Below are 26,845 nucleotides of genomic sequence, written 5' to 3'. Positions count from 1 at the left end.
ACGAACCGATCATAGATGATCGGTTCGGTTTGTCGCGAGGAGCGGTCCGCATTCGTTCAGCGCAGGTTCAGCGACGGACGGGACGCTTCTGCAGTTTGCGCTGAAGCGTACGGCGGTGCATGCCCAGGGCGCGGGCCGTGGCGGAGATGTTGCCTTCGTGTTCGGTCAGCACGCGCTGAATGTGCTCCCACTGCAAGCGGTCCACGGACATCGGGTTTTCCGGCACCAGGCTGTCAAGGTCGGCATGCTCGGACAGCAGGGCTGCCAGCACGTCATCGGCATCAGCCGGTTTGCACAGATAGTTGCAGGCGCCGCGCTTGATCGCTTCGACCGCCGTGGCAATGCTCGAATAACCGGTGAGGATAACCACCCGCATTTCCGGGTCCATTTCAAGCAATTTCGGCAGCAGCACCAGCCCGGAATCGCCGTCCATCTTCAGGTCCAGGGCGGCGTAATCCGGTAGATCGGCCTTGGCCAGCTCCAGGCCTTCTTCGGCGGAACTGGCGGTGCTGACGCGAAAACCACGGCGGGCCATGGCGCGGGCCATGACGCGGGTAAAGGTGGCGTCGTCATCAACCAGCAACAAATGCGGCAGTTCTTCGCCTTCGACTTGGATCTCTTCACTCATGTTCGTCTCCTCGGGCGACACGGGGCAGGCGCAGCTCGGTGAGCGTGCCACCTTCCTCATGACTGTAGAGTTTCACTGAGCCGCCGGCGCGTGTCACGCTGGCCTTGCTCAAAAACAGGCCAAGGCCGAAGCCTTTGCCCTTGGTGGTAAAAAACGGTTTGCCGATCTGTTCGGCAATGGCCAGCGGCACACCGGCACCGTGGTCGCGAATGCTGATGGTCAGGTTTTCCCAATCCCAGTCGAGGGTCACTTGCAGACCTTCGGGACAGGCATCGGCGGCGTTGTTCAGCAAATTCAGCAGCGCCTGGGTCAGGTCCGGCGGCGGCGCCATGCGCGGCACCGGGCCCTGACCGAGACGCTGGAAGCGATAACTGGCTTCGGGGCGCATCAGGTGCCAGCGATTGAGGGCTTCGTCGAGCCAGTCGGTGACGTCCTGCATCTCTACCGCCAAGCGGCGATTGGCCTCCGCTGCCCGAACAAGTTGCTGCAAGGTTTCCTTGCACAGCTTGACCTGATCCTGGAGCACGCTCAGGTCGTCCTGCAACATCGGGTCATGATGGTCCTGGCGCATTTCCTTGAGCAGCACGCTCATGGTCGCCAGCGGTGTGCCCAATTCATGGGCGGCGCCCGCGGCCTGGGTGGCGACAGCCAGTAACTGTTGGTCGCGCAGGCCTTCTTCACGGCGGATCGCACGCAGTTCCTCCTGGCGACGCAGCTCTTCAGCCATGCGTGCAGCGAAGAAGGTGATCACCGCCGCCGCGAGGGCGAAGCTCAGCCACATGCCGTATACCTGCAGGCTTTCCCGGGCAATCGGGAAGGTCTGCAACGGGTAGAATTGCGCCAGCAACAGCGTGTACATCGTCAGCGCGATACCCGACAAGATCACCGAGTAACGCCAGGGCAGCGTGACCGCAGCGATAGTCAGCGGCACCAGGTAATACGAGACGAAGGGATTGGTCGAGCCACCGGAGAAAAACAACAATGCACTGTGGATAAACAGGTCGCAGGCCAGTTGCACGGCGTATTCAAGCTCGGTCACCGGCCAGGAAGTGCGCAGGCGAATGGCCGTGAACACGCACAGCAGCATTGAACACGCGAGGGTCGCGGCCAGCTGAAACCAGGGCAACGGCAGCAATTCGAGCCAGTAGGCCAGGCCCACGGAACCGGCTTGGGCAGCAAGGACCAAAGTGCGGATGAACGTCAGCCGCCAGAGGTTCTGACGAGTCGCGGAAGTGATTTGAACGGGGGCGAGCATGAGCTCTCCTGATGAGCGCTCCAGGCGGATCACCGGGAGTATAACCAAGCACGGGGTCTGACAGGCAAAAGTGCGGCAAACGGCCACATGTAGGAGCTGGCTTGCCAGCTCCTACAAACTGCGAGCAGCAGCCATGCATCTGTATACAAGATGTAACTGTGCGAAACGGAGTTCAAAAGCTAGAGTCTGAAGGCTTCACGCAGGACCGGACTATCAACCTGCGCACCAAAATCAGGAGCTTCCATGCACACATTCCGCCGCAGCGCCGCCCTCCTCGCCCTGAGCGTTGGCACCCTCGCCAGCCTCCCGGCCCTGGCCGCCGACGAGCTTCATTACAACCAGATTTCCCTGCGCGCCGAAGTCAGTCAGGAAGTGGCCCGCGATCTGATGATCGTGACGCTCTACACCGAAGCACAGAACACCGACCCGGCCAAACTCGCCGCCGAGGTCAGCACCACCATGAACAAGGCACTGGCCCAGGCTAAACAGGTCAAGGACATCACCCTGCGCCAGGGCAGCCGCAACAGCTATCCGATCTACGACACCAAGGGTCAGAAGATCACCGGCTGGCGTGAACGCGCCGAGTTGCGCCTGGAAAGTTCGGACTTCGCCGCACTGTCGAAGCTGACCGGCGAATTGCTCACCGACCTGAAAATGGGCGGCATGGACTTCGCCATCGCGACGCCTACCCGCAAGGCCAGCGAAGACGCATTGCTCAAGGACGCAGTGACCGCTTTCAAGGCCCGCGCCCAACTGGCCACCGATGCGCTAGGCGGCAAAAGCTACAAGATCGTCAACCTGAACCTCAACAGCAACGGTTATCCACAGCCCTATCTGCGCGCACCAATGATGATGAAAGCCGCCGCCATGGACAGCGCACCGGTCACGCCGGAAGTCGAAGCCGGGACCAGCCAGGTGAGCATGACGGCCGATGGGTCGATTGAAGTGCTGATGCCTTGATTCGAAATCCGTAAACAAAAAACGGCGATCAAAAAATGATCGCCGTTTTTCTTGGCAGTTTTCCGGCATGAGCTATAACTGGATAGGTCCACCCGATAGAGCCGTCGATTGGCCACTATCGGTGCAACAATAACCACTCTTATTCACGCCATGCCCACCCCACAAACCGGGGTATGAATAAGTAACACCTCGCTCCAACCGGGAGCAACCAGGGTTTCGCGCGCACCGCCAAAGTGCGCCATTTGCACCGTAAAAACGCCGCGCAAACGGTCAAATGCGGCGGAACTTACACGAATGCGACATTAAGGTACGTTCGTGCCACCGTTTAAGGCTAGTAGTCACTCTGGATCTTGCAATGGGTATGGCCCCTGCATAAGTATCCGCAGGAACGACTCACGAGGTCGTCCTCACATTCCAAAAATGACAACAAATCATGAGGCCACCATGCTTAAACACGCGGTCATTCCGTTCCTACTTGGCGCAAGCTTGTTAGCCAGCGCACCGTTCGCCCAAGCTGCGACTAACCTGGTGTTCTGCTCCGAAGGGAGCCCGGCCGGTTTCGATCCAGGTCAATACACCACCGGAACCGACTTCGACGCCTCTGCTGAAACCATGTTCAACCGCCTGACCCAGTTCGAGCGCGGCGGCACCGCCGTGATTCCTGGCCTGGCGACCAGCTGGGATGTTTCCGATGACGGCCTGACTTACACCTTCCACCTGCGTGAAGGCGTCAAGTTCCACACCACCCCGTACTTCAAGCCAACTCGTGAGTTCAACGCCGACGACGTGCTGTTCACCTTTAATCGCATGATCAACAAGGATGATCCGTTCCGCAAAGCGTACCCGACCGAATTCCCGTACTTCACCGATATGGGGATGGATACCAACATCACCAAGATCGATAAAGTCGACGATCACACCGTCAAGTTCACCCTCAAAGACGTCGATGCCGCGTTCATCCAGAACATGGCCATGAGCTTCGCCTCGGTTCAGTCCGCCGAGTACGCCGCCCAGCTGCTCAAGGAAGGCAAAGCCGCCGACATCAACCAGAAGCCGGTCGGCACCGGCCCGTTCGTATTCAAGAGCTACCAGAAAGACTCCAACATCCGCTACACCGGGAACAAGGACTACTGGAAGCCGGATGACGTGAAGATCGACAACCTGATCTTCGCCATTACCACCGACCCGTCGGTACGCATCCAGAAACTGAAGAAAAACGAATGCCAGGTCACCCTGTTCCCTCGTCCGGCGGACCTGAAGGCGCTCAAAGAAGATAAATCCTTGAAGATGCCTGAGCAGGCCGGCTTCAACCTGGGCTACATCGCCTACAACGTGATGGACAAGATCAAGGGCGACGACAAACCGAACCCGATGTCGCAGTTGAAAGTGCGCCAGGCGATGGACATGGCCGTCAACAAGCAGCAGATCATTGACTCCGTGTACCAGGGCGCTGGCCAACTGGCGGTCAACGCCATGCCGCCGACCCAGTGGTCCTACGACACCACCATCAAGGACGCCAAGTACGACCCTGAGAAAGCCAAGGAGCTGCTCAAGGAAGCCGGCGTCAAGGAAGGTACCGAAATCGTACTGTGGGCGATGCCGGTTCAGCGTCCGTACAACCCTAACGCCAAGCTGATGGCTGAAATGCTGCAATCCGACTGGGCCAAGATCGGCCTCAAGGTCAAGATCCAGAGCTACGAATGGGGCGAGTACATCAAGCGCTCCAAGGGCGGCGAAAACGGTGCGATGCTGATTGGCTGGAGCGGCGACAACGGTGACCCGGACAACTGGCTCAACGTGCTGTTCGGCTGCGACTCCCTGGAAGGCAACAACTTCTCCAAGTGGTGCGACAAGAAGTTTGACGACATCGTCAAGCAAGCCAAGCGGACTTCGGACCAAGGCAAGCGCACTGAGCTGTACAAACAAGCGCAACACGTCCTCAAAGACGCCGTCCCGATGACACCTATCGCTCACTCGACGGTGTTCCAACCCATGCGCGCCAACGTGCAGGACTTCAAGATCAGCCCATTTGGCTTGAACTCCTTCTACGGCGTCAGCGTCAGCAAATAAGGTTTTGCAGCGGCGACGTTTTTTGACGTCGCCGTTGTTTTATCTGCCGAAAAAGTAGGAATTTGCCTACATCCGAATCCGAGGCTCCCTACAGCTTTCGAGTCGGACGCGCTGCCATTTCCTACGAGTCTTTAGGACTCTACGCATTTACTGCCGGTCCCACGGTGCCTACCGTCGGGTATCGACCAGCGCATGCGTGGCTGATCGGTTTTGCTGCCTGTATGGCTTGAACTCAGTGATGCTGCCACGTCCCCGGACGGGACGGCGGCTCATTGTCAACACTTTGAGAAAAGGGAGCGTTATGCGCCATACCTTGGTTATATCCGCATTGCTGGGCACCGGCCTGCTGGCCGCCACGTCCATCAGCCAGGCCGCGAGCAGCCTGGTGTTCTGCTCTGAGGGCAGCCCCGCCGGTTTCGATACGGCGCAGTACACCACCGCGACCGATAACGACGCCGCCGAGCCGCTGTACAACCGCCTGGCAGAGTTTGAAAAAGGCGCGACCAATGTCGTTCCGGGTCTGGCAACGAGTTGGGATATTTCCGAGGACGGCCTCAAGTACACGTTCCACCTGCGCGAAGGGGTGAAGTTTCATACCACCAGGTACTTCACACCGACCCGCGACTTCAACGCCGATGACGTGTTGTTCACGTTCAATCGCATGCTCGACCCGCAACAACCTTTCCGTAAGGCTTACCCTACCGAGTTCCCGTACTTCAACGGCATGAGCCTGAACAAGAACATCGCCAAGGTCGAGAAGACCGGGCCGCTGACCGTGGTCTTTACGCTAAACAGCGTGGACGCCGCGTTCATCCAGAACATCGCCATGAGTTTCGCCGCCATTCTGTCCGCCGAGTACGCCGACAAGTTGCTGGCCGAGGGCAAACCGAGCGACATCAACCAGAAACCGATCGGTACCGGTCCGTTCGTGTTCAAGAGCTATCAGAAAGACTCGAACATTCGTTACACCGGCAACAAGCAATACTGGGATCCGAGCCGCGTGAAGCTCGACAACCTGATTTTCGCCATCAACACCGATGCATCGGTGCGCGTGCAGAAACTCAAGGCAAACGAGTGCCAGATCACCCTGCACCCACGCCCGGCCGATGTCACCTCGCTGAGGAACGACCCGAAACTGCAACTGATCGAGAAACCCGGGTTCAACCTCGGCTACATCGCCTATAACGTGCGCCACAAACCCTTCGACCAACTCCAAGTGCGCCAGGCGCTGGACATGGCGGTGAACAAACAAGGCATCCTTAACGCCGTTTACCAGGGTGCAGGACAACTGGCGGTCAACGCCATGCCGCCGACCCAATGGTCCTACGACGACACCATCAAAGACGCCGCCTACAACCCGGAAAAAGCCAAGGAACTGCTCAAGGCCGCGGGCGTCAAGGAAGGCACCGAGATCACTCTCTGGGCCATGCCGGTCCAGCGTCCGTACAACCCCAACGCCAAGTTGATGGCCGAAATGCTCCAGGCCGACTGGGCGAAGATCGGCCTCAAGGTCAAGATCGTCACCTATGAGTGGGGCGAGTACATCAAGCGCACCAAGAATGGCGAGCACGACGTCAGCCTGATTGGCTGGACCGGGGACAATGGTGATCCTGACAACTGGCTGGGCACGCTGTACAGCTGTGACGCCATCGGTGGCAACAACTACTCCATGTGGTGTGATCCGGCTTACGACCAGCTGATCAAGCAGGCCAAGATCGTCACCGACCGCGACCAGCGCACCGTGCTCTACAAACAGGCGCAGCAGCTGCTCAAGCAGCAAGTGCCGATCACGCCGGTCGCCCACTCAACGGTCAACCAACCGCTGAGCGCCAAAATCGAAGGGTTCAAAGTGAGCCCGTTCGGTCGCAACGTCTTTTCGGGTGTCAGCATAGAAAAATAACCGATTAGCCATAAACGCCGAGGGTGGATTTTCCACCCTCACGCAGGCGTATTGCTGTAATTCGCCAACTTGGCCTTCAGCAAACGTTTGCGATGTCGTGAATGAGTTAAAAACCAAAGCCGGATCATCAAAAAAAGACCGGTTATAAAATAAGAAAGCAGGAGCTTTACCCATGAATCTGAGCAATACGATGTTGGCCCTAGCCATCAGCAGCGTAACCGCCACGGCTTATGCTGAATCCAAAAGCCAGGCCTTCACGCCAGTGACCGTGAATGAAAAAAGCGCCCAGAGCGAAGCCACAGGTTTTGTTGAAGGCCAGTCGATCAGCGGCACCACGCGCAACTGGTACGCCAACGAGCAACTGAAACGCGGCAGTAAATTCACCTATAAGAAAGACGGCGTTTCGACCCCGACCGATCGCCGGATCAACTGGGTCCAAGGCACCATCATCAAGTACAACTCGGGCTTCACCGAGGGCGCCCTCGGCCTCAGCACTGAAGTCGCGGCCTACAACGCCATCGCCCTGGACCAGGACCGCAAGGATCTGGCGTCCAATAACGGTGGCGCACCGGGCACTCGTCCCGGCGCAGGTAACAACCGCACCTTGACCAAGGAAGGCGGCGACGCCCAAGGTCAGTGGAGCAAACTGGGCCTGGCCAACGTCAAGGCCCGTTTCTCCAACACCACCATGACTGCCGGCCGCATGAACTTCAGCAGCCCGATGGTCGATGTCATCAGCAACCGCGCTCTACCTTCGAGCTTCCAGGGTGTGGCGATCCACAGTGAAGAGCTGAACAACCTGCAATTCGACCTGGCCACCTTCGACCGCAACTCTCCGCGTACCGAAGAAAGCCAGCGCAAATTCCGCACCGAATACGCCAACGGCATCGTTGAAACCGATCACGTCTACACCGGCGGTATCACCTACAGCCCTTTCGCCAGCCTGACCACCAGTCTCTGGGCAACTCAGGCTGAAGACATCTGGAACCAGTACTACTTCGGCGCTTCCCACGTACTGGGCGATAGTCAGGTACTGAGCCTGACTACCGGTCTTAACTACTACAAAACCCAGGAAGAAGGTAAGGCGCTGATCGGTGACATCGACAACGACACCTATTCCCTGTCGTTCGGCCTGACCCATCAAGCCCACACCCTGACCTTCTCGTACCAGGAAGTGAACGGTAACGAGTACTTCGACTACCTGCACGAAACCAACGGCATCTACCTGGCCAACTCCCTGCTTTCGGACTTCAACGGCCCGAACGAGAAGTCCTTCCAGATCGCCTACGGCCTGAACATGGCTGAATACGGCGTGCCCGGCCTGAAGTTCAACATCTACCAGGCGCGTGGCTGGGGTATCGACGGCACTCACTACACTGGCAACAAAGGTGTGGCGGACAAAGGCTACGACGGTATCCAGCAGCAAGACGGCGAACATCATTACGAATACGGCATCGGTGCGACCTACACCGTGCAGAGCGGTCCGCTCAAGGCCACCACGATTCGTGGCACCTACACGGCTCACCGCGCCAGTGAATTCCAGGCCGATGGCAGCATCAACGAGTTCCGTCTCGTGACCACCATTCCATTCAACATTCTGTAATGAACCTGTCGAACGGCTGATTCAACAGCGAACCGGCCGTTCGGCGATTGTCCTTCAAATCGATTGCAGAGGGTTATAGATGAAAATGCTTCCCCTACGCGCGGCCATCGCAGCCGCGTTGCTCAGTGTCGCTGTCGGTGTTTCGGCCAAGCCGCTGGTGGTCTGCACCGAAGCCAGCCCCGAAGGCTTCGACATGGTCCAGTACACGACTGCAGTCACCGCCGACGCCGTCGCCGAAACCATCTTCAATCGCCTGGCGGACTTCAAGCCCGGCACCACTGACGTGATTCCGGCCCTGGCCGAATCCTGGGACATCAGCGAAGACGGTCTGAGCTACACGTTCCACCTGCGCAAAGGCGTCAAGTTCCACACCACCGAATACTTCAAGCCGACCCGCAACATGAATGCCGACGACGTGGTCTGGAGCTTCCAGCGCCAACTGGACCCGAATCATCCGTGGCACAAACTGTCGAGCGTGGGTTTTCCATACTTTGAAAGCATGGGTTTCAAGGAACTGCTGAAAAGCGTCGAAAAGGTCGACGACAACACGGTCAAGTTCACCCTGAACCGTCGCGAAGCGCCGTTCCTGGCCGACATTGCCATGGCCTTCTCGTCGATCTACTCCGCTGAATACGCCGACCAGTTGCTCAAGGCCAACAAGACCGGCGACCTGAACAACAAGCCCATCGGCACCGGCCCGTTCGTCTTTCAGCGTTACAACAAGGACGCCCAGGTCCGTTTCAAGGCCAACCCGGACTATTTCCGTGGCAAGCCACCGGCCGAAGCGCTGATCCTGGCGATCGCCACCGACAACAACGTGCGCCTGCAAAAGCTCAAGGCCAACGAATGCCAGGTCGCGCTGTACCCGAAGCCGGACGATATCCCGAGTATCAAGAAAGACCCGAACCTGAAGGTTGACGAACTGAACGCGATGACCGTGTCCTACGTCGCCATGAACACCACGCACAAGTACATGAATGATGTGCGGGTACGCAAAGCCATCGACATCGCGTTCGACAAGGAAGCCTACGTCAACGCCCTGTTTGGCAAAGGCAACGCAACAGCAGCGGTCAATCCGTACCCGGACACCCTGCCGGGTTACAACCACAACCTGAAGAATCCCGCCCGCGACCTCGACAAGGCACGTGCCCTGCTCAAGGAAGCCGGTGTACCGGAAGGCACCACCTTAACCCTGTTCACCCGCAACGGTGGCGGTCCGACCAACCCGAATCCGATGCTTGGCGCGCAGATGATGCAGGCCGACCTGGCCAAGGTCGGGATCAAGATCGACATCCGCGTGATGGAATGGGGCGAAATGCTCAAACGCGCCAAAAACGGCGAGCACGACATGGTTTCCGCCGGATGGGCGGGCGACAACGGCGACCCGGATAACTTCCTGACGCCTATGCTCAGTTGTGAAGCGGCCAAGAACGGAGAAAACTACGCCCGCTGGTGCAATGACAAGTTCCAGGCGCTGCTCGATCAGGCTCGGGAAAAGACCGACCCGGCCGAACGTGCAGCACTCTACGAGCAGGCCCAGGTTATTTTTAATCAGGACCAGCCTTGGATCAGCATGGCACACACTAGAATGTTTACCGCCATGCGCAACAACGTAGAGGGCTATCACATTAGCCCCCTCACCACGAATAACTTCGCCACCACCCAGGTGAAGTAATAAGAAAACTCCCGGCATTCCTGACCCAGGCATGCCGGGCACGCCTAACCGGCTGATGAGGTACAACACACGATGTTTAGTTTTATTGCCCGCCGACTGGGGTTGTTGATCCCCACGTTCTTCGGCATCACCCTGCTGACTTTCGCGTTGATTCGCATGATCCCGGGCGACCCCGTAGAAGTCATGATGGGAGAACGCAGGGTCGATCCCGAAATGCACGCTCAGGCAATGGAACGCCTTGGTCTGAACAAACCCCTGTATGCCCAGTACCTGGATTACATCGGCAAGCTGGCCCAAGGCGATCTCGGGGAATCTCTGCGTACCCGTGAAAGCGTCTGGAGCGAGTTCACTTCCCTGTTCCCCGCGACCCTGGAACTGTCCATGGCCGCTCTGTTGTTCGCCGGCATCCTGGGCCTTCTGGCCGGGGTGATCGCGGCACTCAAGCGAGGGTCCCTGTTCGACCATGGGGTGATGGGCATCTCCCTCGCGGGATATTCGATGCCGATCTTCTGGTGGGGCCTGATCCTGATCATGTTCTTCTCGGTAAGCCTGGGCTGGACCCCGGTATCCGGGCGGATCGACCTGCTGTACGACATCGAGCCGCGCACCGGTTTCATGCTCATCGATACGCTGCTGGCCGATGACGTCGGCGCGTTCCTCGATGCCCTGCATCACCTGATCCTGCCGGCCATCGTGCTGGGTACCATTCCGCTGGCGGTGATTGCGCGAATGACCCGTTCCTCGATGCTCGAAGTGCTGCGTGAAGACTACATCCGTACCGCCAAGGCCAAGGGCCTGTCGCCGTCACGCGTGGTGTTCGTGCACGGTCTGCGCAACGCGCTGATACCGGTCCTGACCGTGGTCGGCCTGCAAGTCGGCACCCTGCTGGCCGGTGCGGTCCTGACCGAAACCATCTTCTCCTGGCCCGGCATCGGCAAATGGCTGATCGAAGCCATCGGCGCCCGAGACTACCCGGTCGTACAAAACGGCATCCTGTTAATCGCCTGCCTGGTGATTCTGGTCAACTTCGTAGTGGACATCCTCTACGGCTTTGCCAACCCACGCATCCGTCATCAGCGCTGAGGTCAATACCCATGAGCACTCCAACATCCTCAGTAGCCACCGCCACCTCCGCCGTGGATCAGAGCCTGCTGTACCCGTCGCCGTACAAGGAATTCTGGCAAGCGTTCTCCAAGAACAAGGGCGCCGTCGCCGGCCTGATGTTCATGCTGCTGGTGATTTTCTGCGCCATCTTCGCCCCGTGGGTTGCGCCCCATGATCCGAGCGAGCAATACCGCGACTTCCTGCTGACCCCGCCGGCCTGGCTGGAAGGTGGGCAGATCCAGTTCCTGCTCGGCACCGATGAGCTGGGCCGCGATTTGCTGTCGCGCCTGATCCAGGGCTCGCGCTTGTCCTTGATGATCGGCTTGTCCTCGGTGGTCATGTCGCTGATCCCGGGCATCCTGATGGGCCTGTTCGCCGGGTTTTTCCCACGCGTGCTCGGCCCGACCATCATGCGCCTGATGGACATCATGCTGGCCCTGCCGTCCCTGCTGCTGGCCGTGGCGATCGTCGCCATCCTCGGCCCTGGCCTCATCAACACCGTGATCGCCATCGCCGTGGTGTCCCTGCCGTCCTATGTCCGCCTGACCCGTGCTGCGGTCATGGGCGAGCTGAACCGCGACTACGTGACCGCCGCCCGCCTGGCCGGTGCCGGTCTGCCGCGCCTGATGTTCATCACCGTGCTGCCCAACTGCATGGCACCGCTGATCGTTCAGGCCACCCTGAGCTTCTCCTCGGCGATTCTCGATGCCGCCGCCCTGGGTTTCCTCGGTCTTGGCGTACAACCGCCAACCCCTGAGTGGGGCACCATGCTGGCTTCGGCCCGCGACTACATCGAACGCGCCTGGTGGGTCGTGAGCCTGCCTGGTTTGACCATTTTGCTCAGCGTGCTGGCAATCAACTTGATGGGTGACGGCCTGCGCGATGCGCTGGACCCGAAACTCAAGAACGCCGCCTGAGGAGATTCCAATGTCATTGCTAGAAATCAAGAATCTCAACGTTCGCTTCGGCGACAAAAACGCCGTGCCGGTGGTCGACGGTCTGGACCTGAAAGTGGACAAGGGCGAAGTGTTGGCCATCGTGGGCGAGTCGGGTTCGGGCAAGTCCGTGACCATGATGGCGCTGATGGGCCTGATCGAGCATCCCGGTATCGTCACCGCCGACGCGCTCAGCTTTGACGGCAAGGACATGCTCAAGTTGAGCAATCGTCAGCGTCGGCAAATCGTCGGCAAAGACTTGTCCATGGTTTTCCAGGACCCGATGACCGCGCTGAACCCGAGCTACACCGTGGGTTTCCAGATCGAAGAAGTGCTGCGCCTGCACCTGAAAATGTCCGGCAAGGCCGCCCGCAAGCGCGCCATCGAACTGCTGGAAAAAGTTGAAATTCCGGGCGCCGCCAGCCGCATGGACGCCTACCCGCATCAACTCTCCGGCGGTATGAGCCAGCGTGTCGCCATCGCCATGGCAATTGCCGGTGAACCGAAACTGCTGATCGCCGACGAACCGACCACGGCCCTCGACGTCACCATCCAGGCGCAGATCATGGACCTGCTGCTGGCGTTGCAGAAAGAGCAGAACATGGGCCTGGTGCTGATCACCCACGACCTCGCGGTTGTGGCCGAAACCGCCCAGCGCGTATGCGTGATGTACGCCGGCCAAGCCGTCGAAGTCGGCCAGGTGCCGCAGCTGTTCGACATCCCGGCGCACCCGTACAGCGAAGCGCTGCTCAAGGCGATTCCTGAACACAGCCTCGGCGCCTCGCGTCTGTCGACCCTGCCGGGCATCGTGCCCGGTCGCTACGACCGTCCGCAGGGTTGCCTGCTGTCGCCGCGCTGCCCGTATGTGCAGGACAACTGCCGAGCACAGCGTCCGACCCTTGACCCGAAAAGCAACAGCCTCGCCCGCTGCTTCTACCCGCTGAACCAGGAGGTGGCGTAATGGCCGTCGTACTTACCGCCCGCGACCTGACCCGCCACTACGAAGTGTCCCGTGGCCTGTTCAAGGGTCACGCGACCGTACGCGCCCTCAACGGTGTGTCGTTCGAACTGGAAGCCGGCAAGACCCTCGCCGTCGTCGGTGAATCTGGCTGCGGCAAGTCCACCCTGGCCCGTGCCTTGACCCTGATCGAGGAGCCATCTTCCGGCTCGTTGAAAATCGCCGGTCAGGAAGTTGCCGGCGCCGACAAGGCCCAGCGCAAACAACTGCGCAAAGACGTGCAGATGGTGTTCCAGAGCCCGTACGCCTCGTTGAACCCTCGGCAGAAAGTCGGTGATCAACTTGCAGAGCCATTGCTGATCAACACCAACCTGTCGGCCTCCGAACGCCGCGAAAAAGTCCAGGCAATGATGAAGCAGGTGGGTTTGCGTCCGGAGCATTACCAGCGTTATCCGCACATGTTCTCCGGCGGTCAGCGCCAGCGGATCGCCCTGGCCCGCGCGATGATGCTGCAACCGAAAGTGCTGGTGGCGGACGAACCGACCTCGGCGCTGGACGTGTCGATCCAGGCGCAGGTGTTGAACCTGTTCATGGATTTGCAGCAGGAGTTCAACACCGCTTACGTGTTCATTTCGCACAACCTGGCGGTGGTGCAACATGTTGCCGACGACGTGATGGTGATGTACCTCGGCCGTCCGGTGGAAATGGGTCCGAAGAACGACATCTACGAGCGCCCTCTGCACCCCTACACCCAGGCGTTGCTGTCGGCCACACCGACCATTCACCCGGACCCGAACAAACCGAAAATCAAGATCGTCGGCGAGTTGCCTAACCCGCTGAACCCGCCACCGGGCTGCGCTTTCCACAAGCGTTGCCCGTACGCCACCGAGCGTTGCAGCACTGAAGAGCCGGCCCTGCGCCTTCTCGACAGCCGGCAGGTGGCTTGCCACTACGCCGAACAGTTCCTCGCTTGAAAAAACTTCAAACCCTCTCGCGGAGTATCCGGGAGAGGGTTTGAAAGGCTGATCACCCTGCCGGTCGCGTCTCGCGTCCGGCACTTTTAAGATCGCAATCAAGTCAGACTTTCGCTCTGACTGACGTGCAGTTGTTCAAGGATGGGGAGGTGCATCCGCCGAATCGTCAGTTGGAAACACCCATTCTCCTTTCTCATCACGCAGGGCCTGAACAGTTGTTCCGTCGGCGAATACAAATAGCCCGCTAGACCCATCGAATACATCGCCATTCAAATAAACCGTCTTTCCGTTCGTGTGCGTTACGCTGCCATCGATATTGGTGATTGTGCCGTCGACATCATTTGCCACTGAACCATTGGGATAAGTGACCGTGTCGTCGGCGTTCTTCACGGAATTGGCCGGATGATTGAATTGCAAAAGCCCGGTCAACGCATTGGCCGTGACACTGACAAGCACGGGGGCCACAAAACTTTCGAGAACACTGAACTTTGCCTGAGGCAGCTTAGTGACTGGCGTTGGAATAGCTGACGGTTTGACGGGAGGCTTTACAGGAGGCCTTACCGTTACAGGCGGCTTGAGCGGCGGTTTCACCGATGGCTTCACTGCCGGTTTAACTATGACGCGGGGTTTCGCCTTGGGAGGTGGCTTGACAGGCGACGAAGCTAATCGTTCACGTGAAATCTCAACATCCAACCCCTCGGGCTCATTCTCAATGATTCCATTCATCTGACATTCCCTTAAATTAAACAACAAAGTTAAACTTTCGACAGATAACTCAATACAACTTCCATTACTGTTTCAGCCCAATTAACCGAGCCAAATTTAGATTATAAAAAAACGCCAACAGTCTCAACTTGAAAAACATTAACTTACAGATAAACCCAAGCACTGCCAAAGCGCTCTACAAACACATATACACTCACCGCCCAATCTCCAAGAATCAAAATATAAAATCCAGCATCGAAGTTAACCCTAATCATCAGCGCTAAAAAAAGCACCGTCTGGACGGCGCTTTTTTACAGAAGATCTACCCCCGGCTATGTCTTCGATTGCGCTTCATCCAGCCAAGAGCGATTGTTTTTGGCCAAAACCTGACGGCTAGGTTTGGCTGTCGCCCTCATCATCGTCATCGGAGTCCGGTTCATCCGTAGTCGAATCGTCATCGTTGGCAGTACCACCCTGCCCCTGATCACCCGGTTCGGACTCAGACTTTGCAATCATCAGCTCGCCGTGCGCTCCCTGCCCGCTCGATGCCTGTGTCTCATGCTCCTCACACTCAGCCCAAACCGCTGAGCTGCCAAGGGTCAACATCACCAACACCTTCAACATCAATAAAACGCGTAGCAACCTGTTCATAGCCGAATCCATCCTTCATAAAGTGCCTGTTTGGCGCTGATTGAAATCTAGTTCCGATCAGCCGGGTTCTCCAGATAGGACGCTAACGGATGAGAGAAAATGCCAATGCCTGGCAGATTGGTTTTGAATAATAGTTATGCCGAAAAGGTCAAAGCGTGTTCCGCCTTCCAGAACGCTTGTGCACCCACAGAATCCCTCGCAGGATTCGCGGGATGTACGCAGGACAGGACTTCCCGTGATCGACACGTTTAATCAAAGGACACAGCATGATCAGCAACGCCTTCGCACCGATGCAATCACTCGCCACCACCCTGCTACCTCACGCCCTGGAACCCTCGGAAGACGGCGCTCACGACCTTTCGCACCTGCAACGGGTTTGGCACAACGCCCACTTGATTCAGGCACAGGAAGGTGGCGATCTAGAGGTGCTGCTGGCGGCGGTGTTGTTGCATGATTGTGTAGCAGTGGAAAAGAACTCGCCGTTGCGCTCGCAGGCATCGCAATTGGCAGCGCGCAAAGCGTCAGGGGTATTGGCGAAGTTGGATTGGCGCGAGACAAAAATCGCCGCCGTCGCCCACGCCATCGAAGCCCATAGCTTTTCCGCCAACATCCCGCCGACCTCGCTGGAAGCGAAAATCGTGCAGGACGCCGACCGCCTCGACTCCCTGGGTATGCTCGGCGTCGCCCGCACCTTTTACGTTGCCGGGCGCATGGGCAGCGCCCTCTACGACCCGCAGGACCCGCAGGCCAATGACCGCGACTATGACGACACTCGCTTCTGCATCGACCATTTCCAGACCAAGCTGCTGCACTTGGCAGACGGCTTCCAGACTGCGACAGGGCAACGTCTGGCACAGGTTCGTCATGAGCGTTTGAAGGGGTTTCTGGAACAGTTCAAGGAAGAGATCGGGATTGGCTGATACGCCAGGAGCACTGAACCGGCATAACTCAGGAAAGGACAAGCGCCATGGATCTGTCGCAAACACTGCTGCAACTTGAACGACGCCTCCTGTCACACACGACTCGACGGAATGCTGAAGAAATCTCACGCCTACTCGCGGATGACTTTATCGAGTTCAGCGCCAGTGGCGGCATCTGGAGCAAGGCCGAAGTGGTCGAGCAGTTGCCCCATGAGTCGTTTATCCAACGGAGCATCAGCCATTTTACCATCAAGCCATTGTCAGAAGAGACCGCCTTGGTGACATATCATTGTTACGTCGACAGCCACGACCATCCCGGCGCAGTCCACAGTCTGCGCAGTTCCATCTGGCGTAATCGGGGCGAGCAGTGGCAGATGGTTTTCCACCAGGGGACATTGATTCCCAGTGAACAATGACGCAGGCATTCATGGCGAATCCGGATCCCTCGCGAGCAAGCTCGCTCCTACAGTGCCCGCGGCGAGTCAGAGAATGTTGTGAACGTCCCGGATTACTGTAGGAGCGAGCCTGCTCGCGATGGACGTCAACAATGACGTGCGCAGCCTGGATAAACGCGGTGCGCTTGAAATCACCGTCGGAACGCCGCCCGGAGCAGGCTCGCGCCTACAGGGGGTTGCGTCAGGCAACAAAAAACCCCGCAGCTTTCGCGACGGGGTTTCTGGCCTTTCAGCTCAGCGCTTAATGATGCTCACGCGTCGCACGGAATTTCACGTCCGGCCAGCGTTCTTCCATCAGCGCCAGGTTGACCCGCGTAGGCGCGAGGTAGGTCAGGTGACCACCGCCGTCCAGTGCCAGGTTTTCCACAGCCTTGTTGGAGAATTCCTCAAGCTTCTTCTTGTCGCCGCATTCGATCCAGCGTGCCGAATACACAGTGATCGGCTCGTAGGAGCACTCGACCTTGTATTCCTCTTTCAGGCGGCTGGCGACCACATCGAACTGCAGCACACCGACGGCGCCGAGGATGATGTCGTTGCTGCGTTCCGGGAAGAACACCTGGGTGGCGCCTTCTTCGGCGAGCTGTTGCAGGCCCTGACGCAGTTGCTTGGATTTCAGCGGATCCTTCAAACGTACGCGGCGGAACAGTTCCGGGGCGAAGTGCGGGATGCCGGTGAAACCGAGGACTTCGCCTTCGGTGAAGGTGTCGCCGATCTGGATGGTGCCGTGGTTGTGCAGGCCGATGATGTCGCCAGCGAAGGCTTCTTCCAGTTGCTCACGCTCGGAGGAGAAGAAGGTCAGCGCGTCGCCGATCCGTACGTCCTTGCCGGTGCGCACGTGGCGCATTTTCATGCCTTTTTCGTACTTGCCGGAGCAGATACGCATGAAGGCGATGCGGTCGCGGTGTTTGGGGTCCATGTTCGCCTGGATCTTGAAGATGAAGCCCGAGAACTTCTCTTCCACTGGCTCCACGGTGCGCTCGTTGGCCACGCGGGCCAATGGGCGCGGCGCCCAATCGACGACGGCGTCGAGCACATGATCGACACCGAAATTGCCCAGTGCCGTACCGAAGAACACCGGGGTCAGTTGACCGTCGAGGAACTCCTGCTGATTGAACTCGTGGCAGGCGCCCTGCACCAGTTCCAGCTGTTCGATGAAGCGTTCGTACTCGTCGCCCAGGTGCGCACGCGCCTCGTCGGAATCGAGCTTCTCGATGATCTTGGTTTCGGTGCGCTCGTGGCCATGACCGGCGGTGTACACGATGATGTAGTCATCGGCGAGGTGATACACGCCTTTGAAGTCGCGGTAGCAACCAATCGGCCAGGTGATCGGCGCTGCCTTGATCTTGAGGACGGCTTCGATTTCGTCGAGCAGTTCGATCGGGTCGCGGATGTCACGGTCGAGTTTGTTGATGAAGCTGACGATCGGCGTGTCACGCAGACGGCAGACGTCCATCAGCGCGATGGTCCGTGGCTCTACACCCTTACCGCCGTCGAGAACCATCAAGGCCGAGTCGACCGCCGTCAGGGTACGGTAGGTATCTTCGGAGAAGTCTTCGTGGCCCGGGGTGTCGAGCAGGTTGATCATGTGCTCGCGATACGGGAACTGCATGACCGACGTGGTAATGGAAATACCACGCTGCTTTTCCATTTCCATCCAGTCAGAGGTGGCATGGCGGTCGGATTTACGAGATTTCACCGTGCCGGCCACCGCAATCGCCTTGCCCATCAACAAGAGCTTTTCGGTGATGGTGGTCTTACCGGCATCGGGGTGGGAAATAATGGCGAAAGTGCGGCGTTTCGCGACTTCGGCGGCCTGTTTGGTCATGGGAAATCGCCTGGCAGGTGATTCAAAAAAGGGCGCAGATTATAGCCCAAATTGATCCAAGAACCGAACCATTGAGCACATTAGGGGTGGCCAAATGCTGCTCCAGATGGGAACCTTTTAAAGCACGGAGACGTCCACTCCCTCGTAACGACCACTCGTCGGGGGCCTGAAACACCTGCAAATCGGCCTGACGAGGCTGTGCTCATGGCTCGATTGCTGCGCGCCTAGCCCCTGTAGGAGCGAGCCTGCTCGCGATGGACGTCAACGATAACGCTGGGTATCTGAAGATACGCGTTGTCTGGACGTTTTTCGCGAGCAAGCTCGCTCCTACAGTTGAACGCGCTCGGCATGAGCTGCTTCTCGCGATCATTTTTTCGGCAGCCAGGAATGGCGTTGCCACACGAGAAAGTGTTCGCCGACTGAAAAAAAGGAGTCCGCCTGTGGCTATCCACTATGGCAAAGGGCTGATAGGAGGCGCGCTGGTAATCGCCCTTCTGGCCCTGCTGATCCACTGGATCGGCATCAATACGATCGAACTTTACCGCGACGATTTATTGTTTTACCTGCAAGCTCATCTGGTTCTCGTCCTCGCCTCCATGCTGGCCGCCCTTGTCGTGGGCATCCCTGCCGGCATCCTCCTCAGCCGCCCGAACATGATCGGTCGTGCCGAACGCTTCATGCAGCTCTTCAACATCGGCAACACCGTTCCGCCACTCGCCGTCCTGGCCATCGCCCTCGGCATCCTCGGCATCGGCAGCGGTCCTGCCATCTTTGCCCTGTTCCTCGCCTCGTTGCTGCCCATCGTGCGCAACACCTATGAAGGCCTGAAAAACGTTCAGGGTTCGCTCAAGGAAGCCGCCGTCGGTATCGGCATGACCCCGCGCCAGGTACTGTGGAAAGTCGAATTGCCCAACGCCGTGCCGATCATCATCGGTGGTGTGCGCGTGGCCCTGGCGATCAACGTCGGGACGGCGCCGCTGGCGTTCCTGATCGGCGCCAACAGTCTCGGCAGCCTGATTTTCCCCGGCATTGCCCTGAACAATCAGCCGCAATTGCTGCTCGGCGCCGCTTGTACCGCCCTGCTGGCCTTGTTGCTCGACGGCCTGGTGACACTCGCCAGCCGCCTCTGGCTCGAACGCGGCTTGCGCCCGTCTTAAGCCTCGGCAAAGGAATCGTCATGAAAACTTCAAGCTTTTTACTAGGCTGCGTCCTGCTGTTCGCAGGATTTGCCCAAGCCGCTGACAAACCGTTGATCCGCATCGGCGCCCGGGTGTTCACCGAACAGACCCTGCTGGCGGAAATCACTTCCCAATACCTGCGATCCAAGGGTTATGACACCCAAGTGACAGGCGGCCTGGGCAGTAACCTGGCCCGCAGCGCTCAGGAAAGCGGTCAACTGGACATGCTGTGGGAATACACCGGCGTGTCGCTGGTTGCCTACAACCATATCGACGAAAAACTCGATAGCGAACAGTCCTACGCCCGAGTGAAAGAACTCGACGCAAAAAAGGGACTGGTCTGGCTGACACCGTCGAAATTCAGCAACACCTACGCCCTCGCCCTGCCGGAGAACGTTGCGGATGAATACCCGCAGATCAACTCCATCAGCCAACTCAACACGGTGCTGCGGGACGAAGCGAAGACCAATCACCTGGTCGCCCTGGACACCGAGTTCACCAATCGCTCCGATGGCATGGCCGGCATGGTGCAGTTGTATGGCATGAACCTGACTCGAAAGAACACCCGGCAAATGGACGCCGGACTGGTCTATACCGCACTGCGCAATGGTCAGGTGTTCGCCGGACTGGTCTACACCACAGACGGGCGCCTCAACGCCTTCAAGCTCAAACTGCTGGAAGACGACAAGCATTACTTCCCCGATTACACCGCCGCACCAGTGGTGCGTCAGGCGTACCTCGATGCGCATCCACAACTGGCCGAACAGCTCAAGCCGCTAGCAGAACTGTTTGACGACAACACCATGCGCGAGCTCAACGCCCGGGTCGATGTCGATCACGAAAGTCCATCCGCTGTGGCCTCAGATTTTTTGCGCCAGCATCCGTTGAATTGAGGGAGGAAAAGTCATGGAATTCTTGAACGCCTTTTCCCATCTCGACTGGTCACAGGTGAGTCACCTGACCTGGCAGCACATCACACTGGTGGGAGTCGCCGTGACCTTGGCGATTCTGGTCGGCGTGCCGCTGGGCATTCTGATGACGCGCTTCCCGAGCCTCGCCGGTCCGTTGCAAGCCAGCGCCACGGTACTTCTGACCGTGCCATCGATTGCCCTGTTCGGCCTGCTGCTGCCGTTCTATTCCAAATTCGGCCAGGGCCTGGGGCCGATGCCGGCGATTACCGCGGTGTTCCTGTACTCGCTGCTGCCGATCATGCGTAACACCTACCTGGCGTTGACCAATGTCGAACCAGGTATTCGCGAAGCCGCGCGCGGCATCGGCATGACCTTCGGCCAGCGCCTGCGCATGGTTGAACTGCCCATCGCCGTGCCGGTGATCCTCGCCGGTGTGCGCACCGCCGTGGTGATGAACATCGGCGTCATGACCATCGCCGCCACCATCGGCGCCGGCGGGCTTGGCGTACTCATCCTCGCATCCATCAGCCGCAGCGACATGTCGATGCTGATCGTCGGCGCCGTGCTGGTCAGCCTGCTGGCCATCTTCGCCGACCTGCTTTTGCAATGGCTGCAACGTTCGCTGACCCCAAAAGGATTACTCAAATGATCGAACTTCAAAACCTCAGCAAGACCTTCCAAAGCAACGGCAAAGACGTCAAAGCCGTGGACTCGGTAAGCCTGACCGTCAATGAAGGCGAAATCTGTGTGTTCCTCGGGCCATCGGGTTGCGGCAAAAGCACCACGCTGAAAATGATCAACCGCCTGATCAAGCCGACCTCGGGCAAGATCCTGATCAACGGCGAAGACACCACCGGTCTCGACGAAGTGACGCTGCGGCGCAACATCGGCTACGTCATCCAACAGATCGGTCTGTTCCCGAACATGACCATCGAAGAAAACATTGTGGTCGTACCGAAGCTGCTTGGCTGGGACAAACAGAAATGCCACGACCGCGCCCGCGAGTTGATGAGCATGATCAAACTCGAACCCAAGCAGTACCTGCATCGCTATCCTCGGGAGCTGTCCGGTGGCCAACAACAGCGAATCGGCGTGATTCGGGCGTTGGCCGCCGATGCGCCACTGTTGCTGATGGACGAACCCTTCGGTGCGGTCGACCCGATCAACCGCGAAATGATCCAGAACGAGTTCTTCGAAATGCAGCGGGCGCTGAACAAGACCGTGATCATGGTCAGCCACGATATTGATGAGGCGATCAAGCTTGGCGACAAGATCGCGATCTTCCGTGCCGGCAAGCTGTTGCAGATCGATCACCCGGACACATTGCTGGCCCATCCTGCTGATGACTTTGTCAGCAATTTTGTCGGCCAGGACAGTACGCTCAAGCGCCTGTTGCTGGTGAAGGCCGAAGATGCGGCGGACAACGCGCCCTCGGTCAGCCCGCAAACGTCGGTAGCCGACGCACTGGAGTTGATGGACGAGCATGACCGCCGCTATGTGGTGGTGACCTGCTCCGACAACAAAGCCCTGGGCTACGTAAGACGTCGCGACCTGCACCGTCAGACCGGCACCTGCGGGCAATACCTGCGCGAATTCAACGCCACGGCGGCGTACGACGAACATTTGCGCATCCTGCTGTCGCGGATGTACGAGTTCAACCGGGCGTGGTTGCCGGTGATGGATGCGGAGCGGGTGTTTCTGGGCGAGGTGACGCAGGAGTCGATTGCGGCTTATTTGAGTTCGGGGCGTTCCCGAGGAATGAAGACCAGCATCGTGTCGCCTGCCGAGGCGGCCATCAGTTAAGACTCTAAATTTGTAGGAGCCGGCTTGCTGGCGATGGCGGAGGACCAGATGATATCGATTTCACCTGCCAGATCGCTTTCGCCAGCAAGCCGGCTCCTACAAAGGGTCGTTATTTGCCGTTTTTTTTGCGATGAACAGACCGGAAAAGAATATCAACACGCGCTGCGACGCAAGACACACAAAAACGCCTACCAAAAAAGCCAAAAAACGCCCCGAAACGACCTTTTAGCCGCCAATGTCGCCAATATTGGCGCCATCGTACTTACCAGTGACTCTGCGCACAAAAGCGTCGAACGTGCAGGTATTTTTAACACTTTAAAATTTTTGGGGAACATCTGTCCGTCATCTCGGTCGGCTACAAAGAGTGATGCGCTCGACGCACGTCAGAAGCGTGCAAAAACGCGACATTTTTTGTTGATCTCAAGCCCCTCACGCCCTAAAGTTCGCGCCGAACGTCCATGCTGGAAACGATCCATCCGGCTCAAGTACTGACGACGAGACAGCAAGGCCAAGGGAAAAGCAGCACTTCCCATGGCCTTTTTGCTTTCGGCGACATGCCTTGGGAAGTAGGCGAACCAAAGTGGGGATACGGAGGACGTTCATTTGCACCCATTGTTAATTTCAGTTTGCCAGTAGGAGTTCCCAGCATGTCGATCCAGGTCGAAGATTATTTCGCGCGCGCCACTTTTGACAAAATGAAGGCGTTCGCCGACAAGCACGAAACCCCGTTCGTGGTGATCGACACCGCGATGATCAGCCAGGCCTACGACGACCTGCGCGCCGGTTTCGAATTCGCCAAGGTCTACTACGCGGTCAAGGCCAACCCGGCCGTTGAAATCATCGACCTGCTCAAAGAGAAAGGCTCGAGCTTCGACATCGCCTCGATCTACGAGCTGGACAAAGTGATGGATCGCGGCGTCAGCGCCGACCGTATCAGCTACGGCAACACCATCAAAAAGTCCAAGGACATCCGCTACTTCTACGAGAAGGGCGTGCGCCTGTTTTCCACCGACTCCGAAGCCGACCTGCGCAACATTGCCAAGGCTGCACCGGGCTCGAAAGTTTATGTACGCATCCTCACCGAAGGCTCCACCACCGCTGATTGGCCATTGTCGCGCAAGTTCGGCTGCCAGACCGACATGGCCATGGACCTGCTGATCCTCGCTCGCGACCTGGGTCTGGTGCCTTACGGCATTTCGTTCCACGTTGGCTCGCAGCAGCGCGACATCAGCGTCTGGGACGCGGCGATTGCCAAGGTCAAAGTAATCTTCGAGCGTTTGAAAGAAGAAGACGGCATCCACCTGAAGCTGATCAACATGGGCGGTGGTTTCCCGGCCAACTACATCACCCGCACCAACAGCCTGGAAACCTACGCCGAAGAAATCATCCGTTTCCTGAAGGAAGACTTCGGTGACGACCTGCCGGAAATCATCCTCGAGCCAGGCCGTTCGCTGATCGCCAATGCCGGCATTCTGGTCAGCGAAGTGGTACTGGTCGCGCGTAAATCCCGTACAGCGGTCGAGCGTTGGGTGTACACGGATGTGGGCAAATTCTCCGGCCTGATCGAAACCATGGACGAAGCCATCAAGTTCCCGATCTGGACCGAGAAGAAAGGCGAGATGGAAGAAGTCGTGATCGCCGGCCCTACCTGCGACAGCGCCGACATCATGTACGAAAACTACAAGTACGGCCTGCCGCTGAACCTGGCCATCGGTGATCGTCTGTACTGGTTGTCGACCGGAGCGTATACCACCAGTTACAGCGCGGTTGAATTCAATGGCTTTCCGCCGTTGAAGTCGTTTTACGTTTAAACTCAACCCGTTTTATAAAAAAGGCTTGCGAGTAATCGCAGGCCTTTTTTTTTACTTGAATTTCACCTTTGACACTCAACCAACAAAAACATATTAAGTTTCAATGTGAAAATCCATCCCTCACCCAATACAAGCAGCAACATACAGAACTCAACCTCCTGCCTGACACACATTGAAAACCTTCCAGACTTAACTTAAATAACAACCACCATTACTTTTCATTGGCGATACGAGACCCCATGACATAAAACACAAAAGGTATTTACATGCCGGCCATTAAAAATCAATCCATTACCACTGAAGAACTCAACTCACTGACATCAGACTTCATTAGCGCCGCCTCTGGAACCCTCGAAGGCGTAGAGCGTGACAAAGGATTATTGATTACAAATGAAGACATAAGAAAAATCAAACGATATGTCACTGAAACACTAGTACTACCCATAAAAACCAATGAAATAGAACAGCTACACAAGTACGACCGACTAAACATCATCGGACTTAAATCCGCCGATATACAGGCCTTGTTTAACGCCATGAGAAACCATGCAGCGACATGGTCACCACTGGAATCCAGCATGAAGAAAGTTGGCTCGGACCTTCATGTGTTTGCCGACAACTTCACTTCGAGTAGCCAATCCATTATTGACTACCTGACTCAGCTACCCAGCTACACGACTGGTGTCGGTAAAATCAATGGCCTGACTCAACAGGAAATCGACAATCTGCCAGAAATCCAATTAACCGGAGATGAAAAACAAAAAATCCCGGTATTACTGGATCTGGTTGAAGACCTAAAATCAGTCATTACTGAACACAGCAAAAGCACACAGCTCACTAAAAATCAGATTGCCACATTCAAACGGGAGATCACTAATTCGTTGAAGCCGGCACTGGGTTTGAAAATAGCCCTTCTCAACAGCCACAATTTTAATGAAGAAGTAAAATTGTTGAATCAAAGGCTCGAAACCCTAGACCAGCGTATCAGCGAAAAAATGGCGGAAATCGAAAAATATTCACAGTCCAAATGGTGGGGATTGTTCGGTGGTTTCGTGGGTCTTATCATCACGTCCAGCATATATGGAAGCAAGGCCCAGCAAGCTCGAAATGAAATGAACCTGCTAATCGAGGAACGACGAGACGTCGAAGCAAACATCGCAACCACCCATGAGATCCTTTCGTCGCTGCGAACATTTGAAACCAAACTTCAGGACCTCCAGGTCCGGATTGAGGGAGCTGAAGGCAGTTCATCGAACCTCGAAAGCCTCTGGCAATTGATTGAAAGTTATATTGACTCTTCCAGCAACAAACTCAATGGGGTTACCGACGCCATGTATCTCGTGCTTTTTGTCTCGAAACTAAAAGCAATAAGGGAAAACTGGTTAACTATCAAAAAGCAGGCCGGCGACTTGTTGACTGCCTTTAACAATTCACTTAGCAACGCCTGACATTCTGAAAATTTAAATTCGACCCACCATAAATCTATCTTTTAAAGGCATAACAATCATGGCCGTACATACATTATTCAATTCGTTTCAATATCCCAAGCCCAACATAAAGCTAATCAAGGATAACAGGGAAGCACTCAATTATAAGATTCGCACATTGAGCACTATTTATTTACCCGTACTCGCAGAGCAATTAAACGCGCTTCAGCAAGAAATAAACCTAACTGACAAACAGGCACTCAGCGCCTTGACCCTGATCTCCACGGCTTTTTCCACCACTGAAATTACCGACCTTCATAACATTACTGAAACACTGAGACTTAAAGCACCCACACCGGAACAGGAGGAGGCGATAAAAATTTATTACAAAGAAATAAAATCATTAATTGAAAGCGGTACAGTCAGCACCTCAAAACACTTGAGCACCCTGAACAACAACCTTATAAACCTGAAGGCAGTGACACTCAGCGATAACGAGTATCGAATCAAAGAACTGGAAACCTCAATCAATAACAACGCGCCATACATCCCAGAAGAAGAACAGGTAATAGCACAGCTGAAAAAAGAAGAAACGCATCTGAACGAGGCGATAAAAGCCATTGAAGCGATAGACACTTTTTCGCTCATCAAAGGTGTTCTTCTGACCGCCGAACAACTCACCAGCCTCAACCTGTCCGCCCCTCAAGTCGAACTTATCAAGAAAGGCCTTGCTGCTGCCGGCAAGATCCTCGACTTAATCAGTGACCAATTAAAATATGATAACTTGATCCAGGCCAGGCGCAAGATCCAAGAACGACTGGATGACCGCCGCAGTAATTTGAATCGCTTCATTGAAGATGTGAAAAACCTGCAGATCCAAAAAAATCAGCTACTGGAATTCCAGTCTGTGCAAGCGCTGAGAGAAATCTTTACGCAAGAAATGAGTGTTCTCGTGGACGCCATTGATAAATTTCTGGAGCTTACCGCACCTGACGGGACCGATGGTCTAGAAGTGTTTATCAAACGCTACATCGAACAATCAGGTATTTTCATGAAGCACTTGAAGTCTATCCGCGAGGAGTGGCAGCGCTAATCCG

General features: G+C 56.8%; 23 protein-coding genes. 18 read left to right on the top strand and 5 right to left on the bottom strand.

What is annotated here, in order from left to right:
* Positions 1–67: 67 nt before the first annotated feature.
* The gene (locus AD668_RS03155) at positions 68–628 is read right to left on the bottom strand and encodes a response regulator transcription factor (protein ID WP_007981466.1); all 561 of its coding nucleotides are present in this window, start codon (positions 626–628) and stop codon (positions 68–70) included.
* Positions 621–1,883: an ATP-binding protein gene (locus AD668_RS03150; protein WP_053154516.1), complete on the bottom strand. Its 1,263-nt coding sequence runs from the start codon at positions 1,881–1,883 to the stop codon at positions 621–623. The genes AD668_RS03155 and AD668_RS03150 overlap by 8 nt, the downstream gene beginning before the upstream one ends.
* Positions 1,884–2,126: 243 nt before the next feature.
* Here AD668_RS03150 and AD668_RS03145 point away from each other — a divergent pair, with 243 nt between their 5' ends.
* The 9 genes from AD668_RS03145 (at position 2,127) to AD668_RS03105 (ending at position 14,062) form a co-directional block, all read left to right on the top strand.
* Positions 2,127–2,843, top strand: a complete 717-nt coding sequence (locus AD668_RS03145; protein ID WP_053154513.1) for an SIMPL domain-containing protein — start codon at positions 2,127–2,129, stop codon at positions 2,841–2,843.
* A gap of 444 nt (positions 2,844–3,287) precedes the next feature.
* A complete protein-coding gene (locus AD668_RS03140; RefSeq protein WP_053154511.1) occupies positions 3,288–4,913 on the top strand; it encodes an ABC transporter substrate-binding protein in 1,626 nt (541 codons plus the stop codon).
* A gap of 301 nt (positions 4,914–5,214) precedes the next feature.
* Positions 5,215–6,813 carry an ABC transporter substrate-binding protein gene (locus tag AD668_RS03135; RefSeq protein ID WP_053154508.1) on the top strand — a complete coding sequence of 533 codons (1,599 nt, stop codon included), beginning with the start codon at positions 5,215–5,217 and terminating at the stop codon, positions 6,811–6,813.
* Between the two features lie 172 nt (positions 6,814–6,985).
* Positions 6,986–8,416, top strand: coding sequence for an OprD family porin (locus tag AD668_RS03130; RefSeq protein ID WP_053154505.1), 1,431 nt, complete (start codon positions 6,986–6,988; stop codon positions 8,414–8,416).
* A 79-nt stretch (positions 8,417–8,495) separates the two neighbouring features.
* On the top strand, positions 8,496–10,091 hold the full coding sequence (locus tag AD668_RS03125; protein ID WP_053154502.1) for an ABC transporter substrate-binding protein: 1,596 nt from the start codon (positions 8,496–8,498) through the stop codon (positions 10,089–10,091).
* 72 nt (positions 10,092–10,163) lie between these two features.
* A complete protein-coding gene (locus AD668_RS03120; protein WP_053154499.1) occupies positions 10,164–11,174 on the top strand; it encodes an ABC transporter permease subunit in 1,011 nt (336 codons plus the stop codon).
* A gap of 11 nt (positions 11,175–11,185) precedes the next feature.
* A complete protein-coding gene (locus AD668_RS03115) occupies positions 11,186–12,112 on the top strand; it encodes an ABC transporter permease subunit (RefSeq protein WP_053154495.1) in 927 nt (308 codons plus the stop codon).
* A 10-nt stretch (positions 12,113–12,122) separates the two neighbouring features.
* Positions 12,123–13,091, top strand: a complete 969-nt coding sequence (locus AD668_RS03110) for an ABC transporter ATP-binding protein (protein WP_053154492.1) — start codon at positions 12,123–12,125, stop codon at positions 13,089–13,091.
* Positions 13,091–14,062, top strand: coding sequence for a peptide ABC transporter ATP-binding protein (locus AD668_RS03105; RefSeq protein WP_053154489.1), 972 nt, complete (start codon positions 13,091–13,093; stop codon positions 14,060–14,062). The genes AD668_RS03110 and AD668_RS03105 overlap by 1 nt, the downstream gene beginning before the upstream one ends.
* 135 nt (positions 14,063–14,197) lie before the next feature.
* On the opposite strand, the gene AD668_RS03100 is transcribed toward AD668_RS03105, so the two are convergent.
* Complete coding sequence (locus tag AD668_RS03100) at positions 14,198–14,788, bottom strand: hypothetical protein (protein ID WP_053154486.1); 591 nt, start codon at positions 14,786–14,788, stop codon at positions 14,198–14,200.
* A gap of 372 nt (positions 14,789–15,160) precedes the next feature.
* Positions 15,161–15,418 carry a hypothetical protein gene (locus AD668_RS03095; RefSeq protein ID WP_053154483.1) on the bottom strand — a complete coding sequence of 86 codons (258 nt, stop codon included), beginning with the start codon at positions 15,416–15,418 and terminating at the stop codon, positions 15,161–15,163.
* A gap of 266 nt (positions 15,419–15,684) precedes the next feature.
* Between AD668_RS03095 and AD668_RS03090 the strand changes: the two genes are divergently transcribed.
* The gene (locus tag AD668_RS03090) at positions 15,685–16,338 is read left to right on the top strand and encodes an HD domain-containing protein (protein WP_053154480.1); all 654 of its coding nucleotides are present in this window, start codon (positions 15,685–15,687) and stop codon (positions 16,336–16,338) included.
* Positions 16,339–16,385: 47 nt separating this feature from the next.
* A complete protein-coding gene (locus AD668_RS03085) occupies positions 16,386–16,754 on the top strand; it encodes a DUF4440 domain-containing protein (RefSeq protein WP_053154476.1) in 369 nt (122 codons plus the stop codon).
* A gap of 280 nt (positions 16,755–17,034) precedes the next feature.
* On the opposite strand, the gene AD668_RS03080 is transcribed toward AD668_RS03085, so the two are convergent.
* The gene (locus tag AD668_RS03080; RefSeq protein ID WP_053154472.1) at positions 17,035–18,618 is read right to left on the bottom strand and encodes a peptide chain release factor 3; all 1,584 of its coding nucleotides are present in this window, start codon (positions 18,616–18,618) and stop codon (positions 17,035–17,037) included.
* Between the two features lie 440 nt (positions 18,619–19,058).
* Here AD668_RS03080 and AD668_RS03075 point away from each other — a divergent pair, with 440 nt between their 5' ends.
* The 7 genes from AD668_RS03075 to AD668_RS03045 all read left to right on the top strand — a co-directional run bounded on the left by AD668_RS03075 (position 19,059) and on the right by AD668_RS03045 (position 26,841).
* Entirely contained in the window at positions 19,059–19,775 is a 717-nt protein-coding gene (locus AD668_RS03075; protein WP_053154469.1) for an ABC transporter permease, read from the top strand.
* Between the two features lie 20 nt (positions 19,776–19,795).
* Positions 19,796–20,689 (top strand): glycine betaine ABC transporter substrate-binding protein, encoded by an 894-nt coding sequence (locus tag AD668_RS03070; protein ID WP_053154466.1) that lies wholly within the window; start codon positions 19,796–19,798, stop codon positions 20,687–20,689.
* A 13-nt stretch (positions 20,690–20,702) separates the two neighbouring features.
* Positions 20,703–21,356 (top strand): ABC transporter permease, encoded by a 654-nt coding sequence (locus AD668_RS03065; RefSeq protein WP_053154463.1) that lies wholly within the window; start codon positions 20,703–20,705, stop codon positions 21,354–21,356.
* Positions 21,353–22,510 carry a betaine/proline/choline family ABC transporter ATP-binding protein gene (locus tag AD668_RS03060; protein ID WP_053154460.1) on the top strand — a complete coding sequence of 386 codons (1,158 nt, stop codon included), beginning with the start codon at positions 21,353–21,355 and terminating at the stop codon, positions 22,508–22,510. Before AD668_RS03065 ends, AD668_RS03060 begins: the two co-directional genes overlap by 4 nt.
* A gap of 647 nt (positions 22,511–23,157) precedes the next feature.
* A complete protein-coding gene (locus AD668_RS03055; RefSeq protein ID WP_053154457.1) occupies positions 23,158–24,321 on the top strand; it encodes a type III PLP-dependent enzyme in 1,164 nt (387 codons plus the stop codon).
* A gap of 266 nt (positions 24,322–24,587) precedes the next feature.
* A complete protein-coding gene (locus AD668_RS03050) occupies positions 24,588–25,769 on the top strand; it encodes an alpha-xenorhabdolysin family binary toxin subunit A (protein ID WP_053154454.1) in 1,182 nt (393 codons plus the stop codon).
* A 58-nt stretch (positions 25,770–25,827) separates the two neighbouring features.
* A complete protein-coding gene (locus AD668_RS03045) occupies positions 25,828–26,841 on the top strand; it encodes an alpha-xenorhabdolysin family binary toxin subunit B (RefSeq protein WP_053154451.1) in 1,014 nt (337 codons plus the stop codon).
* The last annotated feature ends 4 nt before the right edge of the window (positions 26,842–26,845 follow it).

This window comes from Pseudomonas sp. P1.8, from assembly GCF_001269805.1.
GTDB lineage: Bacteria > Pseudomonadota > Gammaproteobacteria > Pseudomonadales > Pseudomonadaceae > Aquipseudomonas.
The sequence above is the reverse complement of the archived record's forward strand: the minus strand, read 5'-3'. Positions and strand labels throughout refer to the sequence as shown.